At 67.8% G+C, this 20220-nt stretch carries 18 protein-coding genes; 7 read left to right on the top strand and 11 right to left on the bottom strand.

What is annotated here, in order from left to right; translation table 11 throughout:
• Nucleotides 1-7: 7 nt before the first annotated feature.
• Nucleotides 8-1465, top strand: a complete 1458-nt coding sequence (locus tag ACN20X_RS23705; protein ID WP_017404126.1) for an NAD-dependent succinate-semialdehyde dehydrogenase — start codon at nucleotides 8-10, stop codon at nucleotides 1463-1465.
• A 105-nt stretch (nucleotides 1466-1570) separates the two neighbouring features.
• Nucleotides 1571-2548 carry a ketopantoate reductase family protein gene (locus tag ACN20X_RS23710; RefSeq protein WP_473209974.1) on the top strand — a complete coding sequence of 326 codons (978 nt, stop codon included), beginning with the start codon at nucleotides 1571-1573 and terminating at the stop codon, nucleotides 2546-2548.
• Here the strand turns inward: ACN20X_RS23710 and ACN20X_RS23715 are convergent.
• The 6 genes from ACN20X_RS23715 to ACN20X_RS23740 all read right to left on the bottom strand — a co-directional run bounded on the left by ACN20X_RS23715 (nucleotide 2536) and on the right by ACN20X_RS23740 (nucleotide 9686).
• The gene (locus tag ACN20X_RS23715; RefSeq protein ID WP_473209975.1) at nucleotides 2536-4716 is read right to left on the bottom strand and encodes a TonB-dependent receptor domain-containing protein; all 2181 of its coding nucleotides are present in this window, start codon (nucleotides 4714-4716) and stop codon (nucleotides 2536-2538) included. The genes ACN20X_RS23710 and ACN20X_RS23715 overlap by 13 nt on opposite strands.
• Before the next feature lie 229 nt (nucleotides 4717-4945).
• On the bottom strand, nucleotides 4946-6331 hold the full coding sequence (locus ACN20X_RS23720; protein WP_016451272.1) for a sulfite reductase subunit alpha: 1386 nt from the start codon (nucleotides 6329-6331) through the stop codon (nucleotides 4946-4948).
• Nucleotides 6332-6376: 45 nt separating this feature from the next.
• Nucleotides 6377-7453 (bottom strand): FAD:protein FMN transferase, encoded by a 1077-nt coding sequence (locus ACN20X_RS23725; RefSeq protein WP_473209976.1) that lies wholly within the window; start codon nucleotides 7451-7453, stop codon nucleotides 6377-6379.
• A gap of 41 nt (nucleotides 7454-7494) precedes the next feature.
• The gene (locus ACN20X_RS23730; protein ID WP_016451270.1) at nucleotides 7495-8313 is read right to left on the bottom strand and encodes a DUF4198 domain-containing protein; all 819 of its coding nucleotides are present in this window, start codon (nucleotides 8311-8313) and stop codon (nucleotides 7495-7497) included.
• A 186-nt stretch (nucleotides 8314-8499) separates the two neighbouring features.
• Nucleotides 8500-9027 (bottom strand): DUF2271 domain-containing protein, encoded by a 528-nt coding sequence (locus ACN20X_RS23735; protein ID WP_016447595.1) that lies wholly within the window; start codon nucleotides 9025-9027, stop codon nucleotides 8500-8502.
• A 20-nt stretch (nucleotides 9028-9047) separates the two neighbouring features.
• The gene (locus tag ACN20X_RS23740) at nucleotides 9048-9686 is read right to left on the bottom strand and encodes a PepSY-associated TM helix domain-containing protein (protein WP_473209977.1); all 639 of its coding nucleotides are present in this window, start codon (nucleotides 9684-9686) and stop codon (nucleotides 9048-9050) included.
• A gap of 372 nt (nucleotides 9687-10058) precedes the next feature.
• On the opposite strand from ACN20X_RS23740, the gene ACN20X_RS23745 reads away from it, so the two are divergent.
• From ACN20X_RS23745 to ACN20X_RS23755, 3 genes are all read left to right on the top strand, one after another.
• Nucleotides 10059-11135: a tripartite tricarboxylate transporter substrate-binding protein gene (locus ACN20X_RS23745; RefSeq protein ID WP_209671950.1), complete on the top strand. Its 1077-nt coding sequence runs from the start codon at nucleotides 10059-10061 to the stop codon at nucleotides 11133-11135.
• Between the two features lie 220 nt (nucleotides 11136-11355).
• Nucleotides 11356-11661 carry a winged helix-turn-helix transcriptional regulator gene (locus tag ACN20X_RS23750; RefSeq protein WP_012206858.1) on the top strand — a complete coding sequence of 102 codons (306 nt, stop codon included), beginning with the start codon at nucleotides 11356-11358 and terminating at the stop codon, nucleotides 11659-11661.
• Between the two features lie 79 nt (nucleotides 11662-11740).
• A complete protein-coding gene (locus ACN20X_RS23755; RefSeq protein ID WP_012206859.1) occupies nucleotides 11741-12094 on the top strand; it encodes an FKBP-type peptidyl-prolyl cis-trans isomerase in 354 nt (117 codons plus the stop codon).
• Between the two features lie 132 nt (nucleotides 12095-12226).
• Here ACN20X_RS23755 and ACN20X_RS23760 read toward each other — a convergent pair whose 3' ends face one another.
• The 4 genes from ACN20X_RS23760 to ppsA all read right to left on the bottom strand — a co-directional run bounded on the left by ACN20X_RS23760 (nucleotide 12227) and on the right by ppsA (nucleotide 17787).
• Complete coding sequence (locus tag ACN20X_RS23760) at nucleotides 12227-12742, bottom strand: hypothetical protein (protein WP_034364171.1); 516 nt, start codon at nucleotides 12740-12742, stop codon at nucleotides 12227-12229.
• Nucleotides 12743-12933: 191 nt separating this feature from the next.
• Entirely contained in the window at nucleotides 12934-15024 is a 2091-nt protein-coding gene (locus ACN20X_RS23765; protein WP_016447599.1) for a VC_2705 family sodium/solute symporter, read from the bottom strand.
• Nucleotides 15017-15379 (bottom strand): DUF4212 domain-containing protein, encoded by a 363-nt coding sequence (locus ACN20X_RS23770; RefSeq protein WP_047326682.1) that lies wholly within the window; start codon nucleotides 15377-15379, stop codon nucleotides 15017-15019. Before ACN20X_RS23770 ends, ACN20X_RS23765 begins: the two co-directional genes overlap by 8 nt.
• Nucleotides 15380-15396: 17 nt before the next feature.
• Nucleotides 15397-17787 carry a phosphoenolpyruvate synthase gene (ppsA, locus tag ACN20X_RS23775; RefSeq protein WP_043791857.1) on the bottom strand — a complete coding sequence of 797 codons (2391 nt, stop codon included), beginning with the start codon at nucleotides 17785-17787 and terminating at the stop codon, nucleotides 15397-15399.
• Nucleotides 17788-17995: 208 nt separating this feature from the next.
• On the opposite strand from ppsA, the gene ppsR reads away from it, so the two are divergent.
• Entirely contained in the window at nucleotides 17996-18817 is an 822-nt protein-coding gene (gene ppsR / locus ACN20X_RS23780) for a posphoenolpyruvate synthetase regulatory kinase/phosphorylase PpsR (protein WP_016447602.1), read from the top strand.
• 8 nt (nucleotides 18818-18825) lie between these two features.
• On the opposite strand, the gene ACN20X_RS23785 is transcribed toward ppsR, so the two are convergent.
• Nucleotides 18826-19770 (bottom strand): LysR family transcriptional regulator, encoded by a 945-nt coding sequence (locus ACN20X_RS23785; protein WP_473209978.1) that lies wholly within the window; start codon nucleotides 19768-19770, stop codon nucleotides 18826-18828.
• A 144-nt stretch (nucleotides 19771-19914) separates the two neighbouring features.
• On the opposite strand from ACN20X_RS23785, the gene ACN20X_RS23790 reads away from it, so the two are divergent.
• Nucleotides 19915-20196: a DUF2798 domain-containing protein gene (locus tag ACN20X_RS23790; protein ID WP_473209979.1), complete on the top strand. Its 282-nt coding sequence runs from the start codon at nucleotides 19915-19917 to the stop codon at nucleotides 20194-20196.
• The last annotated feature ends 24 nt before the right edge of the window (nucleotides 20197-20220 follow it).

Here is a 20220-nt window from a genome sequence, read left to right on the forward strand (position 1 = left end):
CCGCACCATGAGTCTTTCACTGCAACGCCCCGATCTTTTCCGCCAGGCCTGCCTGCTTGCCCAGGGCTGGCACCCCGTGGGCTCCGGCCCCGCCATCGATGTCTTCAACCCCGCCACGGGCGAGCGCCTGGGCCAGGTACCCGCCCTGCAGGCCGGCGCGGCCGAGGCCGCCATCGCCGCCGCACAGCGCGCCCTGCCCGCCTGGGCCGCGCTGACGGGCAAGCAGCGCGCCGGCATCCTGCGCCGCTGGTTCGACCTGATGCTGGCGCACCAGGACGATCTGGCGCGGCTGATGACGCTGGAGCAGGGCAAGCCCCTGGCCGAGGCGCGCGGCGAGATCGCCTATGCGGCCTCCTTCATCGAATGGTTTGCCGAGGAAGGCAAGCGCGTGGACGGCGAACTGCTGCAGTCGCCCAACGCAGGCCAGCAGCTGCTCACGCTGCGCGAGCCCATTGGCGTGTGCGCCGCCATCACGCCCTGGAATTTCCCGGCCGCCATGATCACACGCAAGGCCGGCCCGGCGCTGGCCGCCGGCTGCACCATGCTGGTCAAGCCGGCCGAAAGCACGCCCTTCACGGCCCTGGCCCTGGCCGTGCTGGCCGAGGAGGCCGGCATTCCCGCCGGCGTCTTCCAGGTGCTGACCGGCCATCCGCAGGACATCGGCCAGGCGCTGACGCAAAGCCCCGTGGTGCGCAAGCTCAGCTTCACGGGCTCCACGGCCACCGGGCGGCTGCTGATGCGCCAGTGCAGCGACACGGTCAAGAAGCTGTCGCTGGAGCTGGGCGGCAATGCACCGTTGATCGTGTTTGACGATGCCGACATCGACCAGGCCGTGGCCGGCATCGTGGCCTCCAAGTTCCGCAACGCCGGCCAGACCTGCGTGTGCGCCAACCGCATCTATGTGCAGGACGGCATCCACGACGAACTGGCCCGCCGCCTGGCCCGTGCCATGGCGGGCTTCAAGGTCGGCAACGGGTTGGAGCCCGGCGTGACCCATGGCCCGCTGATCAACGAGGCGGCCGTGCAGAAGGTGGAAAGCCATGTGGCCGATGCGCTGTCCAAGGGCGCGCGCCTGCTGGCGGGCGGCAGGCGCCCGGTGCCGGGCCAGCTGTTCTTCGAACCCACGCTGCTGGCCGATGTGAACGACAGCATGCAAGTCTGCGAGGAAGAGACCTTCGGCCCGCTGGCGCCGCTGTTCCGCTTCCATGACGAGGACGAGGTGGTGCGCCGCGCCAACGACACCATCTACGGCCTGGCCGCCTACCTGTTCACCAACGACAACCGCCGCATCTGGCGCGTGTCGCGCGCGCTGGAGTACGGCATGGTGGGCATCAACACCGGCCTGATCTCCAACGAGGTCGCGCCCTTCGGCGGCGTCAAGCAGTCCGGCCTGGGCCGCGAGGGCTCGCGCCACGGCATCGAGGAATACCTGGAGACCAAGTACCTGTGCCTGCAGACGGCATGAGGGCTGCCTGACGTCTGCAATGGCACCCGGCAGGGAAGACGGCATGGGCCTTCGACGGCAGCCTGGCTAGACTGGGCGCCATCAAAGGCCCATCCGATCTGCACCATGGACGCTTCTTCCGCCCGCCTCCCCTCTCCTTCCGAACCGCTGCGCATCGCCGTCATGGGCGCAGGCGCCGTGGGCTGCTATTTCGGCGCACTGCTGGCGCGCGCCGGCCACCAGGTCACGCTGATCGGCCGCCCCGCCCATGTGCAGGCCGTGCAGCAGCATGGCCTGCGGCTGGAGACGGCGGCACTGGACATCCAGGTGCCCATGCAGGCATCGACCGAGGCCAGCGCCGTGCGCGAGGCCGATGTGGTGATGTTCTGCGTCAAGTCCACGGCCACCGAGGAAGCGGCCCGCGAGATGCAGCCGCACCTGGCGCCGGGCACCCTGGTGCTGACCATGCAAAACGGCGTGGACAACGACGAGCGCGTGCGCGCCGTGCTGGGCCCGTCCGTGGCCGTGGCCGCCGCCGTGGTCTACGTGGCCACGGCCATGGCCGGCCCCGGCCATGTGCGCCATTTCGGCCGCGGCGAGCTGGTCATTGCGCCGTCTGCACTCAGTGAACAGGTGGCCCTGCAGTTTGGCAAGGCAGGCATTGCCGTGCAGGTATCGCCCGACGTGCGCGGCGCGCTGTGGGCCAAGCTGGTGATCAACTGCGCCTACAACGCGCTGTCGGCGCTGTGCCAGCTGCCCTACGGCCCGCTGGTGCAGTCGCCCGGCGTGACGGACGTGGTGGACGACGTGGTGGCCGAATGCCTGGCCGTGGCCAGGGCCGACGGCGTGGCCCTGCCCGGCGACGTGCCCGCTGCCGTGCGCGGCCTGCCGGCCACCATGCCGGGCCAGTTTTCGTCCACCGCCCAGGACCTGGCGCTGGGCAAGCCCAGCGAAATCGATCACCTCAACGGCTACGTGGTGCGGCGCGGCGAGGCCCTGGGCGTGCCCGTGCCGCTGAACCGCACGCTGCAGGTGCTGGTCAGGCTGGCCCCTTCACGCATGCAGGCCAGCCAGGCGCCCCGTAACCCGCCTCAGAACTCGTAGTTGGCGGACACCCACAGGCGGCGGCCTTCCTGGTTGTTCGCGTAGCGGTTGCCAAAGATCACGGTACCCTGGACCTGGCCCGGTACGTTGTAAGGCTGGTAGTCCACGAAATCCTTGTTGAACAGGTTGTAGATGGCCGCGTTGATGGTGAACTGCTTGCTCACGCGGTAGCTGCCGCCCAGGTGGAACTGGGTATAGGCCTTGTAGTTGCCCAGCGCGGCCTTGGCGGCCTGGGAGCTGGCGCTGGTGCCGGGGTCACGGTAGCGCTCGCTGCGGTACTCGGCGCGCAGCCACAGGTTCCACTGGGCACCCGGCTCCCAGTTCAGGCGGGCGTTGAGCGCGTGCCTGGGTGTGTCGCTCAGCGGGTTGCCACGGTTGGGGCCGCTCTTTTGCTCGCTCTTGGTGAAGGTGTAGTTGGCGCTGGCGTTCCAGCCGCGCGCCAGCGGCATGCGCGCACTCAGCTCCAGGCCGCGCGTGACGGCCTCGTCCACGTTGATGGACTGGCCGAAGGCATCCACCAGCGGCCAGTCGCCGAAGCTCACGCAGCCGGGGCGGTTGGGCGCTGCCGCAAAGTCGCAGTTGATCAGGCCCGGGCCGCTGGTGATCTTGTCCTTGAACTCGTTGTTGAACACCGTGGCGCTGCCCGCAAAGCCCGTGGGGCTGTCGAAATAGACGCCCAGTTCGGTGGTGCGGCTGGTTTCGGGCTTGAGGTTGGGGCTGCCCACCAGCGGCAGGCGGCCCTGCTGGCCGAAGCCGTTGATGCCGGGCGCCAGCTGCTCCACGCGCGGCGTCTTGTAGCCGTTGCTGACGCCGCCCTTCACGGTCCACTGCGGCGCGGCATTCCACACGCCGTAGATGCGCGGGCTGAGCTTGCCGCCGAAGAGGCTGTGGCGGTCATAGCGCGCGCCCATGGTGAGCTTGAAGGCGTCGGTCAGGCTCCATTCGTCCTCGGCAAACAGGGCCTTCTGCGTGAAGGCGAACTTGTTCGGCGCCACGCCGTCCTTCATCTCGGCATCCCACCACTGGCCGCCCAGCGTGGTCAGGTGGGCACCCCAGGGCAGGACCAGCTTGCTGTCCAGCACCTTGCTTTCCACCTCCAGCGTGCGCGCGGCACCTGGCGTCGCGCCCGGGGTTCCCCGGGGAATGGTCCGGCCGATGGTCTCGGTCCGGTTGACCATGAAGCTGGTGTCCCAGGTTCCGAAGCCGTAGCGACCGGTATGGGCCAGCGTGAGCTGGTCACGGTTGTATTTCTGCTCGGGGCTGTAGCCTCCCATGCCCAGCGTGCCCAACTGGCCCTGCGAGTTGTCATAGGTCTGGCGGCCCGAGTCCAGGTCCAGCGTGATGTCGTGGTACCTGTTGGGCGTGAGCGCCAGGCGCAGGCCCAGGTTGTTGATCTCGGACTTGACGGGGTTGCCGCCCATGATGGGAACGGCTGGCTGGCCGTTGGCGCCCGCATAGGTGATGTCCGAAGCGGCCCGGCGCTGGGTGCTGCCGCGGATCGACAGGCCCAGCAGGTCCTCCTTGATGGGGCCGCTCAGGTAGAACTTGCCGGACTTGATATCACCGAACTCCGACTCTTGCTGCAGCGTGTAGTCGGCGCTGACGCTGCCCGTCCAGGTCTTGCCGACCTTGCGCGTGATGATGTTGATCACGCCGCCCATGGCGTCGGAGCCGTAGAGCGTGGACATGGGGCCACGGATGACCTCGATGCGCTCGATGGCGCCGATGGGCGGCATGAAGCTGGTCTGCGTCTCGCCAAAGCCGTTGGGCGTGACATTGCCGGCCGAATTCTGGCGGCGCCCATCGATCAGCACCAGCGTGTAGTCGCTGGGCATGCCACGGATGCTGATGTTCAGGCCGCCGGTCTTGCCCGCGGGGGCGCCTACGTCGATGCCTTCCACGCTCTCCAGCGCGTCGGTCAGGCTGCCGAAGCGGCCCTTGGCCAGTTCCTCGCGCGGGATGACGGTGATGGAGGCCGGCGCCTCCTTGATGTCCTGCTCGAAGCCCGATGCAGAGACCACGACTTCGCGCAACTCGGTGGCGGCAGCCGCATTGCTTTGCGATGGGGTCTGTGCCGATGCGGCACCCGAAGCACAGATGGCGGCCACCAGGAGGGCCAGAGGGGAAGGACGCGACGGAAGAACGCCGCGCAGATCGCGATACGACATGCAAACACTCCAGAAACGGAAAACGGGCTGTGAGGCCCGTGCAACTCGCTTTGAAATCTTTGGTTATGCGATGGGATGGGGATATGTAACGAAATTATATGAACATTGAGAATCATTTCCATTCTCATGATCACAATAGGATTTATCTGTCGCACGGATGCTACGTTCCTAGGAGCAGAAAGCGCTGACGGCACCAATGCTTGCGCTGGCGCAAGCTGCTCTCACCACCTCAATACACGTCACGCCGGTAGCGGCCGCTGCGCACCAGCTGGTCCATTTGCGCCTCACCCAGCACGGCGTGCAACGCCTGGTCCACGCCCTGGGCCATACCCTGCAGGCTGCCGCACACATAGATGGCGGCGCCCTGCGCCACCCATTGGCGCAGCACATCGCCGGACTGCGCCAGCAGGTCCTGCACATAGGCGCGCGGCGCGCCTTCGCTGCGATCGCGCGAGAAAGCCAGGTCCAGGCGCTGCAGCACGCCGCCCTCGCACCAGGCCTGAAGCTCGTCGCCATAGAGCCGGTCATGCGCGGCATTGCGCTCGCCGAACAGCAGCCAGTTGGGCCCCAGGCCTGCTGCGGCACGCGCACGCAGGTGGCTGCGCAGGCCGGCCAGACCCGTGCCGTTGCCGATCAGCACCAGCGGGCGCTGCAGGTTGTCTTCCAGCCGGAAATTGCGGTGCGCACGCAGCCGCAGGGTGATGGCTGCCCCCAGGGGCGCGCCCTGCGTGAGCCAGCCCGAGGCCAGGCCCGGCGAGCCATCCTCGCGCCGCGCCTGGCGCATCAGCAGGTGCACGCAGCCATCCTGGGCGATGGAGGCGATGGAGTACTCGCGCGGATGCTGCGGGTCCGCAGGAATGCAGACCTGCGCCAGGTCGCCGGACTCCCACAGCGCCGGCTCCGTTGCAGGAGGCTGCAGCTCGATGTGGAACACCGGCTCGCCTGCGCTGCCCGGGTTCATGTGCCGGCGCGCGGCCAGCGTCCATTCGCTGAAGACCGGCTGCTCCCATGCCGGCATGTCGCCCAGGCTGCTGATCTGGGTCAGCTGGTGCTGCCAGGCAGTCAGCGCCTGCGGCGCGCCGTTGTCCATTTCAATGCGCTCGAACCAGGGGCTGGCGCCTGCGGCGCGTAGCCAGCCGTCCAGCGCGCGGCCAAAGCCGCAGAACTGCGCGTACTGCCGGTCGCCCAGCGCCAGCAGGCCGTATTGCAGATGGGACAGGTCCTGCGCCTGCGCCATGGAGTGCGCCAGGAACAGGGCCGCGTTGTCGGGCGGATCGCCCTCGCCATAGGTGCTGGCGATGAACAGCGCCCTTTGGGTCTGCGCCAGCAGCTTCACATCAACGGCATCGAGGGCGCACAGATGCACGCTCTCACCGGCCGTATGCAGCAGCCGCGCAGTCTCGCGTGCCAGCTCCTCTGCCTGGCCCGTCTGGCTGGCATAGGCCACAAGCAGGGGGAGCGCGCCCTCGCGCGCCGAGGCCAGCGCCGCGGCTTCGTGCTGCGCCCGCGCGCGCTGGCGGCGCTCGCGCCACCAGATGGCGGCGCACATGACCACATACAGCAGTACCAGGACAGCGGCTGCGAGTATGCGCAGCCCGGATTCGGACAGGAACATGGCGTGACTGGAAAATCTACACGGCGCAGAAAAGGATAGGGGCGCTCACGGCGCCAGCGCGGCAAACGCCGTGGTCATCGCCATGGCAGGGCCCTGCGCCGTGCGCTCGCACAGCAGTGCGGCCACGCCGTGCTGCTCGGCAAAGTCCAGGCCCGCACGCGGCCCCAGCACGGTGAGCACGGTGGCCAGGGCGTCGGCCTGCATGCATTCGGCATGCAGCACGGTGACGCTGGTCAGGCCGTGCGCCACGGGCTCGCCGCTGCGCGGATCGATGGTGTGGGAGTAGCGGCGCCCGCCCTGCTCGAAGGCATGCCAGTGGTCGCCCGAGGTGGCGATGGCCATGTCGCGCAACGGCAGCGCCAGCGGCGTGGACTGGTCCGCCATGCTGGCCACGGCCACGCGCCAGGGCTGGTTGCCAGGGCGCTGACCGCAGGCCCGCAGCTCGCCGCCCACCTCGACGAGGAAATCGGTATGGCCCAGCGCCTGCAGGTGCTCGGTGACCAGGTCCACCGAATAGCCTTTGGCAATGCCGCTGAAGTCCACATGCACGGCGCCGGGCTGCAGCGCGCGCCGGCCCTTCAGGTCCAGCACGATGCGCTTGTAGCCCACGCGCTCGCGCACCCGCCGCAGTGCATCGGCATCGGGGATGCTGGCGCCCTGCGCCTTTTCCGCACGCGGGCCGAAGCCCCACAGCTCGACCAGCGGCCCCACGGTGGGGTCCCAGGCGCCGCCACTGGCCTGCGCCCAATCGAATGCACAGGTCAGCACGGTGAAGAATTCGGCAGGCAGCACATGCCAGCTGCCCGCCTCTGCGCGGTTGAAGCGCGAGATGTCGGAATCAGCCTCCCAGTTGCTCATCTGGCGCACGACCAGGGCCAGCGCAGCCTCTATGGCCTGGCGCGCCTCATCGAGCGGGCGGAAACCCGGGTTGTGCAGGCGCACGCTCCAGATCGTGCCCATGGCCTCGCCGGTGAGTGTTTGCAGCGCGGCGGGGTCTGCCCGCCGCACGGCCTGCGGCGCGTAGCCGGAGACGGCAAAGGACGCCACGCCCGTGGGCACAGGCGCGGCGAGGCCCCGGCCTGCGCTGCCCTGCAACAGGGCGGGCGCGAAGCTCACGCGCACGGGCGCAGGCGCGGGCGGGACCCCGGGTGGGGACGCAAGGCTCAGGGCAGCACCTCGAACGTGCCCACATAGGACAGGCGGCGCTCCTTGGCCTGGGGCAGCGAGGTCTTGTTGTCCTGGGCGTCGGCGTCCACCCAGTACATGCCGGCGGTGGGCCAGGTCACGCTGAACTCGCCCTTGGCGTCGGTCGTGGCCTTGATCTCGCCCTTGCTGTCGCGGTAGCGCGTGGCGCCGGGCACCAGCACGACTTCCAGGTTGGCGGCGGGCTTGCCGTCCACATGGAAGGCGAAGGTGGCCTTCTCGCCCTTGACCAGGTCGTTGGGATGGGTCACGGGCACCAGCTCCAGGCCCTTGCCCGAAGGCTTGACGGCGCTGGGCTTGCCCACGGTCACGAAGGTCTCGATGCGGCCCACGGACTGGGTCACCTTCAGGTCCTGCGCGTCGGCGGGCACATCGGCGGCGAACTTCTCGGGCGAGCCGCGCCAGCGGCGGTTCTGGCCCGTGGCCTTGTCCTTCCAGGAGGCGAACAGGCCGTCGTTGACGATGGCCAGGCGGTAGGTGCCGCTTTGCTGCAGGTCCAGGTCGAACACGCTGCGCAGCTTGCCGCGATGGGCATTCTGCGGCGCGACGGCCGAGCCGTCCGGCGCCGAGACAACGAGGTTGTCCAGGCCCAGCGGCACGTGGTTGAAGAAGAACAGGTCGTTGGAGACGGCGGCATCCACCGTGATCCATTCGGCCTTGGACAGCACCGTGGTCGAGGGCAGCAGCCACAGGTTGTGGGCCTGGGCGGACTGGAAGGCGCCGCAGGCAATGGCGAGGCTGGCCGCCAGACGGATGGCAAAGCGGGTCTTGGACTTCATGAAGATTCTCCTTGGTTCGTGGATGGGGCTGGCACATGGGTGCCCCGCAAGATGCGTGGCCCGCCCACATGCAGGGCCCAGTTCAGGGATGCCGGGCAAGGGCCTGGCCGGCCGCGCCGCCCCGCAGCAATGGCGTCACCCGCCTCGTGAGGGGGAAGACGCGCAAGGCCTCAGGGGGTTTCAATTTCAAGGCTTGAGCTCGACGCTGATCTCGCCCAGCTCGCTGCTGCCCTTGGCGCTCAGTTGCTCGGCCTTGGCGGCAGGCCACTTGAAGGGCACGGTGACCACTTCGCGGCCGCCGACTTCGCGCGCGGCCTCGACCACGAGCTTGTACTCGCCGGGCGGCAGCTTGGCGAAGGGGTTGGCGCCTTCGGTGAAGCTCAGCTGGTGCTTGCCCACGGGACGCGTGGGGCTGGTCACGCCATCGATGGGCAGCGTCAGGTCGCGGCCCGTGCGGCGCCACCACTGGCGCATGTCCTTGAGCCACTTCGTGCCTTCGGCATTGCGCATCTTCACGTCGTACCAGACCGACAGCGTGGCGGCCACCGAGGCGTCGGCGCGCTCGATCCACACGGCCACATAGGGGCGGTGGTACTCGGCGACATCCAGGCGCGGGACCTCCACGCCCACGTTCAGGCCGGCGGCAAAGGCCGGGGCCGCGCCCAGGCAGGCGCCAAGCGCCATGGTGTAGCGCAGAGAGAAGTGCGGATTCATAGGCAAGGCTCTTTCGGTTCTCAGTGGATCAACAGGAGGGCCAGCAGCATGGGAATCACCAGCCCCATGCCGACCATGGGCCAGGTGAAGGGACGGTTGCCCGCGTGCATCTTCAGGATGAACAGCCCGGTGACGGAGAACACCAGGCAGGCTGCGGCAAAGATATCGATGAACCAGCTCCAGGCAGCGCCCGTGTTGCGGCCCTTGTGCAGATCGTTCAGATAGGCGATCCAGCCCCGGTCGGTGCGCTCGTATTCGGCCTCGCCATCGGCCAGGGCCACGCGCACCCAGGCATCGCCGCCGGGGCGAGGCAGGGACACATACAGCTCGTCGGCCGTCCATTCGGCTTCGCGGCCCTCGGCTTCAAGCCCCCACTGGCCGCGCACCCAGTCCGCAAATGGCGCAGGCACGGGAGCACGGTCGCGCGACTGGCTGGCCTGCTGCCGGACCAGCTGCACGCGCAGCGCGTCCGGCAATGCCGCCTCGCCGCGCACGATGCGCGGCTTGGACTCGATCTGCCCCGCATGGTTGAGCGTGAACCCCGTGACGGCGAACAGCAGCATGCCGATCAGGCACAGCGCAGAGCTGACCCAATGCCACTCGTGCAGTGTCTTGAGCCAGTAGGAACGGCGCCGAGGGTCCGGTTTGGGGGATGTCATCGCAACAGAGGCAGGCGGCAGCACCACGCGGCCACAACCATCACGGCGGCGGCCACGGGGAGCACAGGAAAGAAAAGGGCCGGGGGATTCTACCGCCCACGAATAAGAATTGATCGCATTTACACAAGCTTTACCGGCTTAATCGACATCTGTGTCACGGCGCTCCATCTCCGCTCCTTGCCCCCGGAGCGCGCATGCCCCCAAGCATCCCGGGACAGCGATGCACCGTCGATGAGCCCTCGCCTGAAGCATCTGGCACCCATGCCGCCAGACAGCCTGCGTTATGTCAACTAGCTGACGCACATGCTTACATAATCTGCTTTTCTGATTCATTTGCGCCCACAATGGCGCGCGAACCCGATTGGAGACTGCATGCGCCTTCCGAGCTTTTCGCAAACCACTGCCAACGCCGCCCACTCCGGTGACGGCACGCGCCAGAACCGCCGCCAGCTGCTGGCACAGGGCGCAGCCCTGGCCATGCTGTGCTCCCCGCTGGCCCATGCCGCGCCGCCCACTGCAACGCCTGCGGCCCATGCGCCGCGCGCTGCCGCCGGGGGCCAGCGCGTGGCCGCCAGCCTGCGCATCGTCATTCCGGCCAATGCCGGGGGCGGCTGGGACCAGACCGGCCGCGCACTGGGCGCGGCCCTGGTGGCCTGCGGCGCGGCAGATCGCGTGGAGTATGAAAACCTGGGCGGCAAGGGCGGCACCATCGGCCTGGCACAGTTTGTCGAACGCCATGGCCAGGACCCCGATGCGCTGCTGATCGGCGGCATGGTCATGGTCGGTGCCGTGGCGCTGCAAAAGCCGGCCGTGAACATGTCGCACGTGCAGCCGATTGCCCGCCTGACCAGCGACTATCTGGTAGTGGCCGTGCCTGCCGACTCCCCCATCCGCAATGCCAAGGACCTGGTCGCCGCGCTGCGCAGCGATCTGGCCCACCAGTCGTTTGCGGGTGGCTCGGCCGGCGGCGTGGACCATATGTTTGCCGGCCTGCTCACGCGCGCCGCCAAGGCGGCGCCCGAGCAACTGGTCTACAAGCCCTTTCCGGGCGGCGCCCAGGTGGTGGAGGCCTTGCTCAAGGGCGATGCGCGCATGGGCGTGTCCGGCTACAGCGAGTTCAGCGAAGCCCTGGCCAGCGGCAGGCTGCGCGCCATTGGCGTGTCTTCGCGCCGCAGCCTGTTCGGCCTGCCTTCGTTCCGCGAACAGGGACTGGATGCCGACATGGCCAACTGGCGCGCCGTCTTCACGGGCAAGCAGGTCAGCGCCGCACGCGCCCAGGCCCTGCTGGGCGCCGTGGAGCAGGCGACCCAGCACGAAAGCTGGCAGCGCGCCCTGCGGCAGAACCGCTGGGAGCCTTCGTGGCAGGCAGGCCGCGATTTCAGCGGCTTTCTGGAGCTGGAGCACACCACGGCCAGCGTCATGACCTATCTGCTCAAACTCAAGAGCTGAGAAACCGAAGTCCAGCGGGCAGGTTGCGTGGCGGGCCTGCAACACTGGTTCGGAGATTCGCGTATTCCTCTAGCGAAGCGCATTGCCGCTGTGGGTTTTGAGCTACCAAACTTGTAGCAGAATGGATCCAGAGCTATAGTTCCCCGGGACTTGGCTCGGCGCGCGTCCCACCCGGATGCCCCCGCCGGCTCACACACACCATTGCGCAAGGAGAAGCGTCATGAGCTCCAAGGAAAACGCCGCCATCAACCAGCTGTTCGAGAAACTCGAATGCCGCTACGCGTTGCGCGTGCTGTGGGCTTTGCGTGACGGCCATCCTCAGACCTTTCGACTGCTGCAAGACAGCGTGGGCGGCATCACGCCCAACACGCTGAACACCCGCATCAAGGAACTGCGCGAATGCGGGCTGCTGGAGCATGGCTCCGACGGCTATACCGTGACGCTGGCCGGCCAGGACCTGCTCAAGCGCCTGTCCGATGTGCAGGCATTCGCCAACCGCTGGGTGGCCGCGCGCGCCAAGAAGTGATTCTTGCGGCCAGGCCCTTCGCCCTCTTGCCGCCGGACAGTCTTTTTCCCCCACCGTTTCTCTCTCAAGGAATACCACCATGGCTTTCACCACCACCGCATCCGGCCTGCAGTATGAAGACACCGTCGTGGGTGACGGCGCCGAGGCCCAGCGCGGCCGCAGCGTGACCGTGCACTACACGGGCTGGCTCTACAACAACGGCGTGCAAGGCGCGAAGTTCGACTCCAGCAAGGACCGCAACGATCCCTTCGTCTTCCCCCTGGGCGGCGGCATGGTGATCAAGGGCTGGGACGAAGGCGTGCAAGGCATGAAGGTGGGCGGCCAGCGCACCCTGATCATCCCGGCCGAACTGGGCTACGGCGCACGCGGCGCTGGCGGCGTGATCCCGCCCAACGCCACGCTGAAGTTCGACGTGGAGCTGCTGGCCGTCTGAGCCTGCACCCGCTGGCCCACGCAAGGGCAAGGCGCGAAGGCGCCTTGCCTTTTTTCATTTCCGGAGCGTCCAAAGAGCCCCCAGGAGCATCTGACCTTGCGCGGCAAGGACAGCGTGGGGGCGGCTTCTCGCTCAGGGGGCTTTGCCGAACAGCGCCTCGTGCAGCGGCACATAGCTGGCGGGGCTGGCAGCCTCGCGCAGGCGCGGGGCCAGCGCCACGAGCTGGTCGTAGCCCATGGCCGCCTCCACGGCCAGGTTGAGCCGGAATCCCTTGAGCCCCATATTGGCCGTGATGGCCACCGCCAGCGGATAGGCGTTGCGGTAGCGCACGGCCAGCGAAGGCTCGGATGGCGCAGACGCATCGCCGGCAGGCTGGGCCGGCGATGCGGCGGCAGCAGTGACGGCAGGCGCCGCAACGGCCACCACGCCCAGCCGGGGTTCGGCTGCATCGCGGGGCGCCAGCCATTCACGCTCCACCAGCGCCAGGATTTCGTCCTGGGTCACGCCCATGCCGGCAACGGCCTGCAGCACCTGCGCCACGCTGCGTTGGCCGTCAAACAGCAAAAAGGCCGAGCGCAGCCGGGGAGAGAGATCGGCATGGCGTTCCTTGAATGCCTGTTGGCCGGCGGACGTTTTCGCAAGATGCATGGCGGACGCAATTTTCTGCAGGGGATCGGATCGGACACGGCTCGCAGCGTGTCATGAGCCTCCGGCTCCCAAAAGCGGGTTTTCCAGCACGCGCGGGCTTCAGTTGGGCCGGGACTGATCCAGATCTGCCATCAAGACAAAAATTGGCAATTTCGTTGGCAATGTCGTCGGCCCATGGAGCCCATGCCGCGTCAGGCCACGCGCCCTGGCACGGAGCGCGCCGCAGCGCGCCGGCGCGGGTCCAGGCAGCTGACCAGCCAGGTCACCAGCAGGCCCGCCGGCACGCCGAAGACACCCGAGGAAATCGGCTGTATGCCCCACCACAGGCGGGCATGCAGCGCCTCGGGCAACACAGGCTGCAGCGCGGGCACGTGCGAGACCATGTAGTAGACGGTGATGCCCAGGCCGGCCAGCATGCCGGCCACCGCCCCGCGACGCGTGGTGCCGCGCCAGAAGATGCCCAGCACCATGGCCGGAACAAAGGCCGATGCCGCCAGCGAGAACGAGGCCGTGACCATGGGCAGGATGTCCGAGGAACGGCGCGAGGCCACGAAGGCGGCCGACAGCGCCACCACCAGCAGCGCGAACTTGGACAGGATCACGCGCTGCTCGGGCGAGGCGCGGCGCCGCCGCGCGCGAAAGTACAAGTCGCGCACCAGCGCATTGCTGATGGTCAGCAGCAGGCCATCGGCCGTGGACAGCGCGGCGGCCAGGCCGCCCGCCGCGACCAGGCCCGAGACCACGTAGGGCATGCCACCCAGCTCGGGCGTGGCCAGCATGATGAGGTCGGCGCCCATGCGGATCTCGCCGAACTGCAGGACACCGTCGCCATTGACGTCTTCCACGGCCAGCAACGAGGCATCGACCCGGGCCCACTGCGCCATCCAGGTGGGCAATTCGTCGAAGCGTATGCCCACCAGGTTGTTCATGACCTCGAACTTGACCAGCACGGCCAGGGCCGGCGCGCTCATGTACAGCACGCCGATGAAGAACAGCGTCCAGCCCACCGAGGCCCGCGCCCCCGACACCGAGGGCGCCGTGTAGTAGCGCGTGAGCAAATGCGGCAGGCCTGCCGTGCCGGCCATGAGACAGAACATCAGCGCCAGGAAGTTGCGCCGGCTGTCCTCGTAGACCTGACGTTCCTCGGCCGATCCATCGGGGTTGCCGGCAAAGGGCAGGCTGTGCAGCGGAATGCCGCCCAGCGGCTTCTCGCGCTCGCGCATCTCCTGCAGCTGGCGTGTCCACAGGGCGCGCGCAGTCGCTTCGTCGCGCGGCATGGCGGCCAGTTCGCGGCTGGCCGCCATGATGGCGCCAATGTCGCCGCTGCGCGTGCGCAGATCGCGTATGCGCTCGGAAAGCTGCTGGCGCTCGGCGGCCAGCACGCGCGGCACGTCCTTGAGCTTGTCCTCCAGCACCTCGGCGCGCAGGCGGTAGGCGGCGACCACTTCCTGTTCGGCCGGCGAGTCCAGCAGGCGCTGCTCCATCTCCGCAATCTGGCCGAGCTGGGCCGTATAGGCCAGCGGCGCCACGGGATTGCCCATCTGCCGGTAGGCCAGCCAGGACACGGGGATCAGAAAGGCCAGCAGGATGACCACGTACTGCGCGACCTGGGTCCAGGTGATGGCACGCATGCCGCCCAGGAAGGAGCACAGCAGCACGCCGCCCAGGCCCAGCATGATGCCGATCTCGAACTGCACGCCCGTCAGCCGCGAGGCAATGAGCCCCACGCCGTAGATCTGGGCCACCACGTAGGTGAACGAGCAGGTCACGGCAGCCAGCGCCGCGATCACGCGCGGCCAGCGCCCGCCGTAGCGCTGCTGGAAGAAGTCGGGAATGGTGTAGAGCTTCATCGCCCGCAGATGCGGCGCGATCAGCATGGCGACCAGGCAAAAGCCGCCCGTCCAGCCCAGCAGGTAGGCCAGTCCGCCGGCCTGCCCCGGCACGCCGGCAAAGCCCTGCAGGTACAGCGCCCCCGACAGGCTGATGAAGGACGCCGCGCTGACCCAGTCCGCCGCTGCCGCCATGCCGTTGTAGAAGGGCGGGATGCGCCGGCCCGCGACGTAGTACTCCTCGGGATCGCTGGTGCGCAGGTACACGCCGATGGCCGCGTAGACCATGACGGTGAAGAACAGGAAGATGGGGCCTATCCAGTGGCGCGACAGGCCTTGCTGCTCGGCCCAGAACATGAGGGCCAGAAAGCCGAGCACGCCCAGCGTGTACAGGGCCACGATGCGGTGCAGCCGCCAGCGGGAGGCGGCCGTCAGCAGCGAGCGCTCAGCCATGGCCGGGAGGCGACGGCGGGGCGGACGGTTGCGGGGCGGCGGGTTCAGACGGGGCAACGGCCCGGGCCTCGCGGCGCTCGAAATGGTCCATGGACAGACAATAGACGATGACGATGGCCAGGAACATCAGGACTGCCCCCTGGGCCGCGAACCAGTAGGCCAGCGGCCAGTCGGGGACCAGCGCCTGCAGGTCGCGTGCGTAGTAGCAGGCACCGAAGGAGACGGCGACCCAGACCGCGAGCAGCACGGCCTTGAGCCACAGATGGTGGATGTCGTGCAGGTCGGGGGCGAAGGTCTCGCCTTCGGACGGTCCCCCGACTGCGTCGTCATGCAAGTGCGCGTCCGGCGTATGCATGGCGACGCTGCCAGCCCTTACTGCGCCAGGCGCTGCCAGGTGGCGACCACGCTGTCGGGATTCAGCGAGATGGAGGCAATGCCTTCGTCAGCCAGCCATTGGGCGAAGTCAGGGTGGTCGGACGGGCCCTGGCCGCAGATGCCCACGTACTTGCCCTGGTCCAGGCAGGCCTTGATGGCGCGCGACAGCATCTTGCGCACGGCGGGGTCGCGCTCGTCGAAGTCGGCGGCCAGCAGCTCCAGGCCGGAGTCGCGGTCCAGGCCCAGCGTGAGCTGGGTCAGGTCGTTGGAGCCGATGGAGAAGCCGTCGAAGAACTCGAGGAACTCGTCCGCCAGGATGGCGTTGGAGGGCACCTCGCACATCATGATGAGCTTGAGTTCGTTGTCGCCGCGCTTGAGGCCGTTGGCCGCCAGCAGCTGGGTGACGCGCTCGGCCTGCTTGAGCGTGCGCACGAAGGGAATCATGATCTGCACGTTGGTCAGGCCCATGTCCTCGCGCACGCGGCGCAGTGCCTCGCACTCCATGCGGAAGGCCTCGCCGAAGTCCTCGGAGATGTAGCGCGCCGCGCCACGGAAGCCCAGCATGGGATTCTCTTCCTCGGGCTCGTAGCGGCTGCCGCCGATGAGCTTGCGGTACTCGTTGGACTTGAAGTCCGACATGCGCACGATCACGGGCTTGGGCCAGAAGGCGGCGGCAATCGTCGCCACGCCTTCGGCGACCTTGTCCACGTAGAAGGCGCGCGGCGAGGCATGGCCACGGGCCACGGACTCCACGGCCTTCTTGAGGTCGGCATCCACGGCGGGATAGTCCAGGATGGCCTTGGGGTGCACGCCGATGTTGTTGTTGATGATGAACTCCAGGCGGGCCAGGCCCACGCCCTCGTTGGGCAGCTGGGCGAAGTCGAAGGCCAGCTGGGGGTTGCCCACGTTCATCATGATCTTGGTCTTGATGGCGGGCATCTCGCCGCGCTGCACCTCGGTGACCTCGGTCTCGATCAGGCCGTCATAGATCTTGCCGGTATCGCCTTCGGCGCAGCTGACGGTGACCAGGGTGCCGTCCTTGAGCAGATCGGTGGCGTTGCCGCAGCCGACCACGGCCGGAATGCCCAGCTCGCGCGCAATGATGGCCGCGTGGCAGGTACGGCCGCCGCGGTTGGTGACGATGGCCGAGGCACGCTTCATCACCGGCTCCCAGTTGGGATCGGTCATGTCGGTCACCAGCACGTCGCCGGGCTGGACCTGGTCCATGTTGGCGATGTCATTGACCAGGCGCACCGGGCCCGTGCCGATCTTCTGGCCGATGGCGCGGCCTTCGGCCAGCACATTGCCCGTGCCCTTGAGGGCGTAGCGCTGCTCGGCCTGGCCCTTGGCCTGGCTCTTCACGGTCTCGGGGCGGGCCTGCAGGATGTAGAGCTGGCCGTCCGTGCCGTCCTTGCCCCACTCGATGTCCATGGGGCGGCCATAGTGCTGCTCGATGACCAGGGCATAGTGGGCCAGCTGCTGCACGTCCTCGTCGGACAGCGAGTAGCGGTTGCGCAGCTCATGGGCCACGTCGGTGGTCTTGACCAGGCGGCCGCTGGCGGCCTTTTCCTCGGGCGAGGCAAAGACCATCTGGATCAGCTTGGAGCCCAGGTTGCGGCGGATCAGGGCCTTCTTGCCGGCCTTGAGCATGGGCTTGTGCACATAGAACTCGTCAGGATTGACGGCGCCCTGCACCACGGTCTCGCCCAGGCCGTAGCTGGAGGTGATGAAGACCACGTCCTCGAAGCCCGATTCGGTGTCGATGGTGAACATCACGCCGGCCGCGCCCAGGTCGGAGCGCACCATGCGCTGCACGCCGGCCGACAGGGCCACCACGTCATGGGCAAAGCCCTTGTGCACGCGGTAGGAGATGGCGCGGTCGTTGTACAGGGAGGCGAACACCTCCTTCATCTTGTGCAGCACCGACTCGATGCCCACCACGTTCAGGAAGGTTTCCTGCTGGCCGGCGAACGAGGCGTCGGGCAGGTCTTCGGCCGTGGCCGAGGAACGCACGGCGAACGAGGCCGCCTCGTTGCCGCCCTGCAGGCGCACGAATTCCTCGCGGATGGCCTGCTCCAGATCGGCCGGGAAGGGCTGGTTCTCGACCAGGGCACGGATCTCGGCACCCACCTGGGCCAGGGCGCGGACATCCTCCACGTCGAGGGCGGCCAGCTTGGCACTGATCTTGTCGGCCAAGCCGTCGTGGGCCAGGAACTGGCGGAAGGCATGGGCCGTGGTGGCAAAGCCCGTGGGCACGCGCACGCCCTGCGGCAGCTGCGAGATCATTTCGCCGAGCGAGGCGTTCTTGCCGCCTACGGACTCGACATCGGTCATCCTCAGTTGTTCAAACGGAACGACGAGGGCGGTGGCCTCGAACAGTTGAGACATGGGAAAGCTCCAGAAGTTGAAAACCGTAGTGCGCCGCCCCGGCTGCCAAAGCCGGGCACGGTCGATCCACCCACGCAGGCGTGCGCGAGGCTTTGCTGTTCTGGTTGGAGGCCGGCAGCGAGCATGGATGGGAAATTGGGAATAATGGGCGCCATTGTAGGCGTTTGCCGTGAACCGACGGCAGCCCCCTGTCCAGAGCCCGACCACCATGCACACCCACACCATCTTCGTCATCTCCGATGGCACTGGCATTACAGCCGAGACCTTTGGCACGGCCATCATGGCCCAGTTCGACACCAAGTCGCGCCTGGTCCGCATCCCCTTCGTGGACACCATGGACAAGGTCCACCAGGCCGTGCGGCAGATCAACCATGTGGCCGAGTCGGAAAGCCACAAGCCCATCGTCTTCACCACCCTGGTCAACCAGGACATGCTCGACCTGATCGAGAGCCAATGCAAGGGCAAGGTATTCGACATGTTCGGCACCTTCGTGCGGCCGCTGGAGCTGGAGCTGGGCCAGAAGTCGCTGCACCGCGTGGGCCGCTTCGCCGACATCAGCGAAAGCAAGGAATACCTGGAGCGCATGGAGGCCATCAACTACACGCTGGCCCATGACGACGGCCAGACCCACCAGGACCTGACGGGCGCCGACGTGATCCTGGTGGGCGTCTCGCGCAGCGGCAAGACGCCCACCAGCCTGTACCTGGCCATGCAGTTCGGTCTCAAGGTGGCCAACTACCCGCTGATTCCCGAGGATTTCGAGCGCAAGCAGCTGCCGCCCGCCCTGGTGCCCTACCGCAAGAAGCTGTTCGGCCTGACCATCGACCCCCAGCGCCTGTCCAGCATCCGCAACGAGCGCCGGCCCGACTCCAAGTACGCCAGCCTTGCCAACTGCCGCTACGAGGTGGCCGAGGCCGAGTCCATGATGCGCCGCAGCGGCATCCAGTGGCTGTCCAGCACCACCAAGTCCATCGAGGAAATCGCCACCACGATCCTGCAGGAAGTCCTGCCCCAGCACCTGGGGCACTGAACCCTGTCTCAGGCCGAGGCGTTCCAGCGCAGCATGGGCTGCTGCGGCAGCGTCTCGACCAGGTAGTCCACCAGGGCACGCACCTTGGTCGGCACGTACTGGCGGTCGCGAAAGCAGGCGAAGAAATCCAGCGTGGTGTCATCGAAGTGCAGCTGCCCCTTGCGCGCCGGGCCCAGGGCCAGCGGCTGCAGCAGCCCTTCGCGCATGTACCGGTGGGCGATGAAGCTGCCGATCCAGACGATGCCGCCACCGGCCACGGCCATTTCGGTGAGTGCATCGACATCGCTGGCGATGGCGGTCACGCGCAGCTGCGGGTCCACGCGCTTGCCGTCGCGCGAAAACGGCCAGCGCATGAAGCGGCCATCGGCCTCGCGCCGGTACAGCAGGCAGGCATGGTCGAGCAGGTCCTGCGCGGTCTGCGGCCTGCCGTGGGCCTGCAGGTAGGCCGGCGAGGCGCACAGCACGCGCGGCACGGCCGCCAGCTGGCGCACGGCCATGCCGGGCTCCAGCACATCGCGGTAGCGCACGCTGATGTCCACGTCTTCCTTGAGCACATCCACCTGCCGGTCCACCACCAGCAACTCCAGCTCCAGCCGGGGATGCCGCGCGGCAAAGGCCGGCAGCAGCGGCGCCAGCACATGGCGGCCAAAGGCGGCCATGCAGGCGGTGCGCAGCCGGCCCTGCAGTTCGCCATGCAGCTGCGACAGGTCGGACTGCGCTTTTTCCAGCTCCTGCAGCACAGGGCCCACGCGCGCCAGATAGCGCTCGCCGGCTTCGGTCAACGCCATGGAGCGCGTGGTGCGCGTGATCAGGCGCGTGCCCAGTTCGCGCTCCAGCCGGGCGATGTTCTGGCTGGCCGCTGCAGGAGAAATACCCAGCTGGCGCGCGGCCGAGGCGATGGAGCCGCCTTCCAGGGCTTTGACGAAGGTCTCGATGGAGCGCAGATTAGGCACAAAAACCTATGGATGAAAAATCAATTCATCAATATAGCTTACGAGTGCACCAAGCTGCAGCCCTCTACACGGCGGCCCGGGCCTTGCCTACAGTTGCGCACTTGCCGCGCCGAATCGACAAGCGGCCTGACCGGATACGCCTTCATGCCCGATACCTCTGCCTCCATCGCTCCCGCAACCCCTGCGGCGCCGCGCAGCCGCAAGCTGCACCGCCGCTTCGCGCCCATCGTCTTTGGCTTCTACATGTCGGCCATCATGGCGTTTCTGATGTGCTGCGCCATCGTCGGCGCCAACAGCGGCCTGGGCGCCGACTACCTGCGGCGCGTGATGCAGACCTATGTGCTGGCCATGCCCGTGGCCTTTGTCTGCGTGATGGTGGTGCGTCCGCTGGTGGGCAGGCTGGTGGCCGCCACCGTGCATCTCTGAGGCGGCCCGGCCGGCTCTTTCCAG

Source organism: Delftia sp. PX-1 (genome assembly GCF_055797465.1).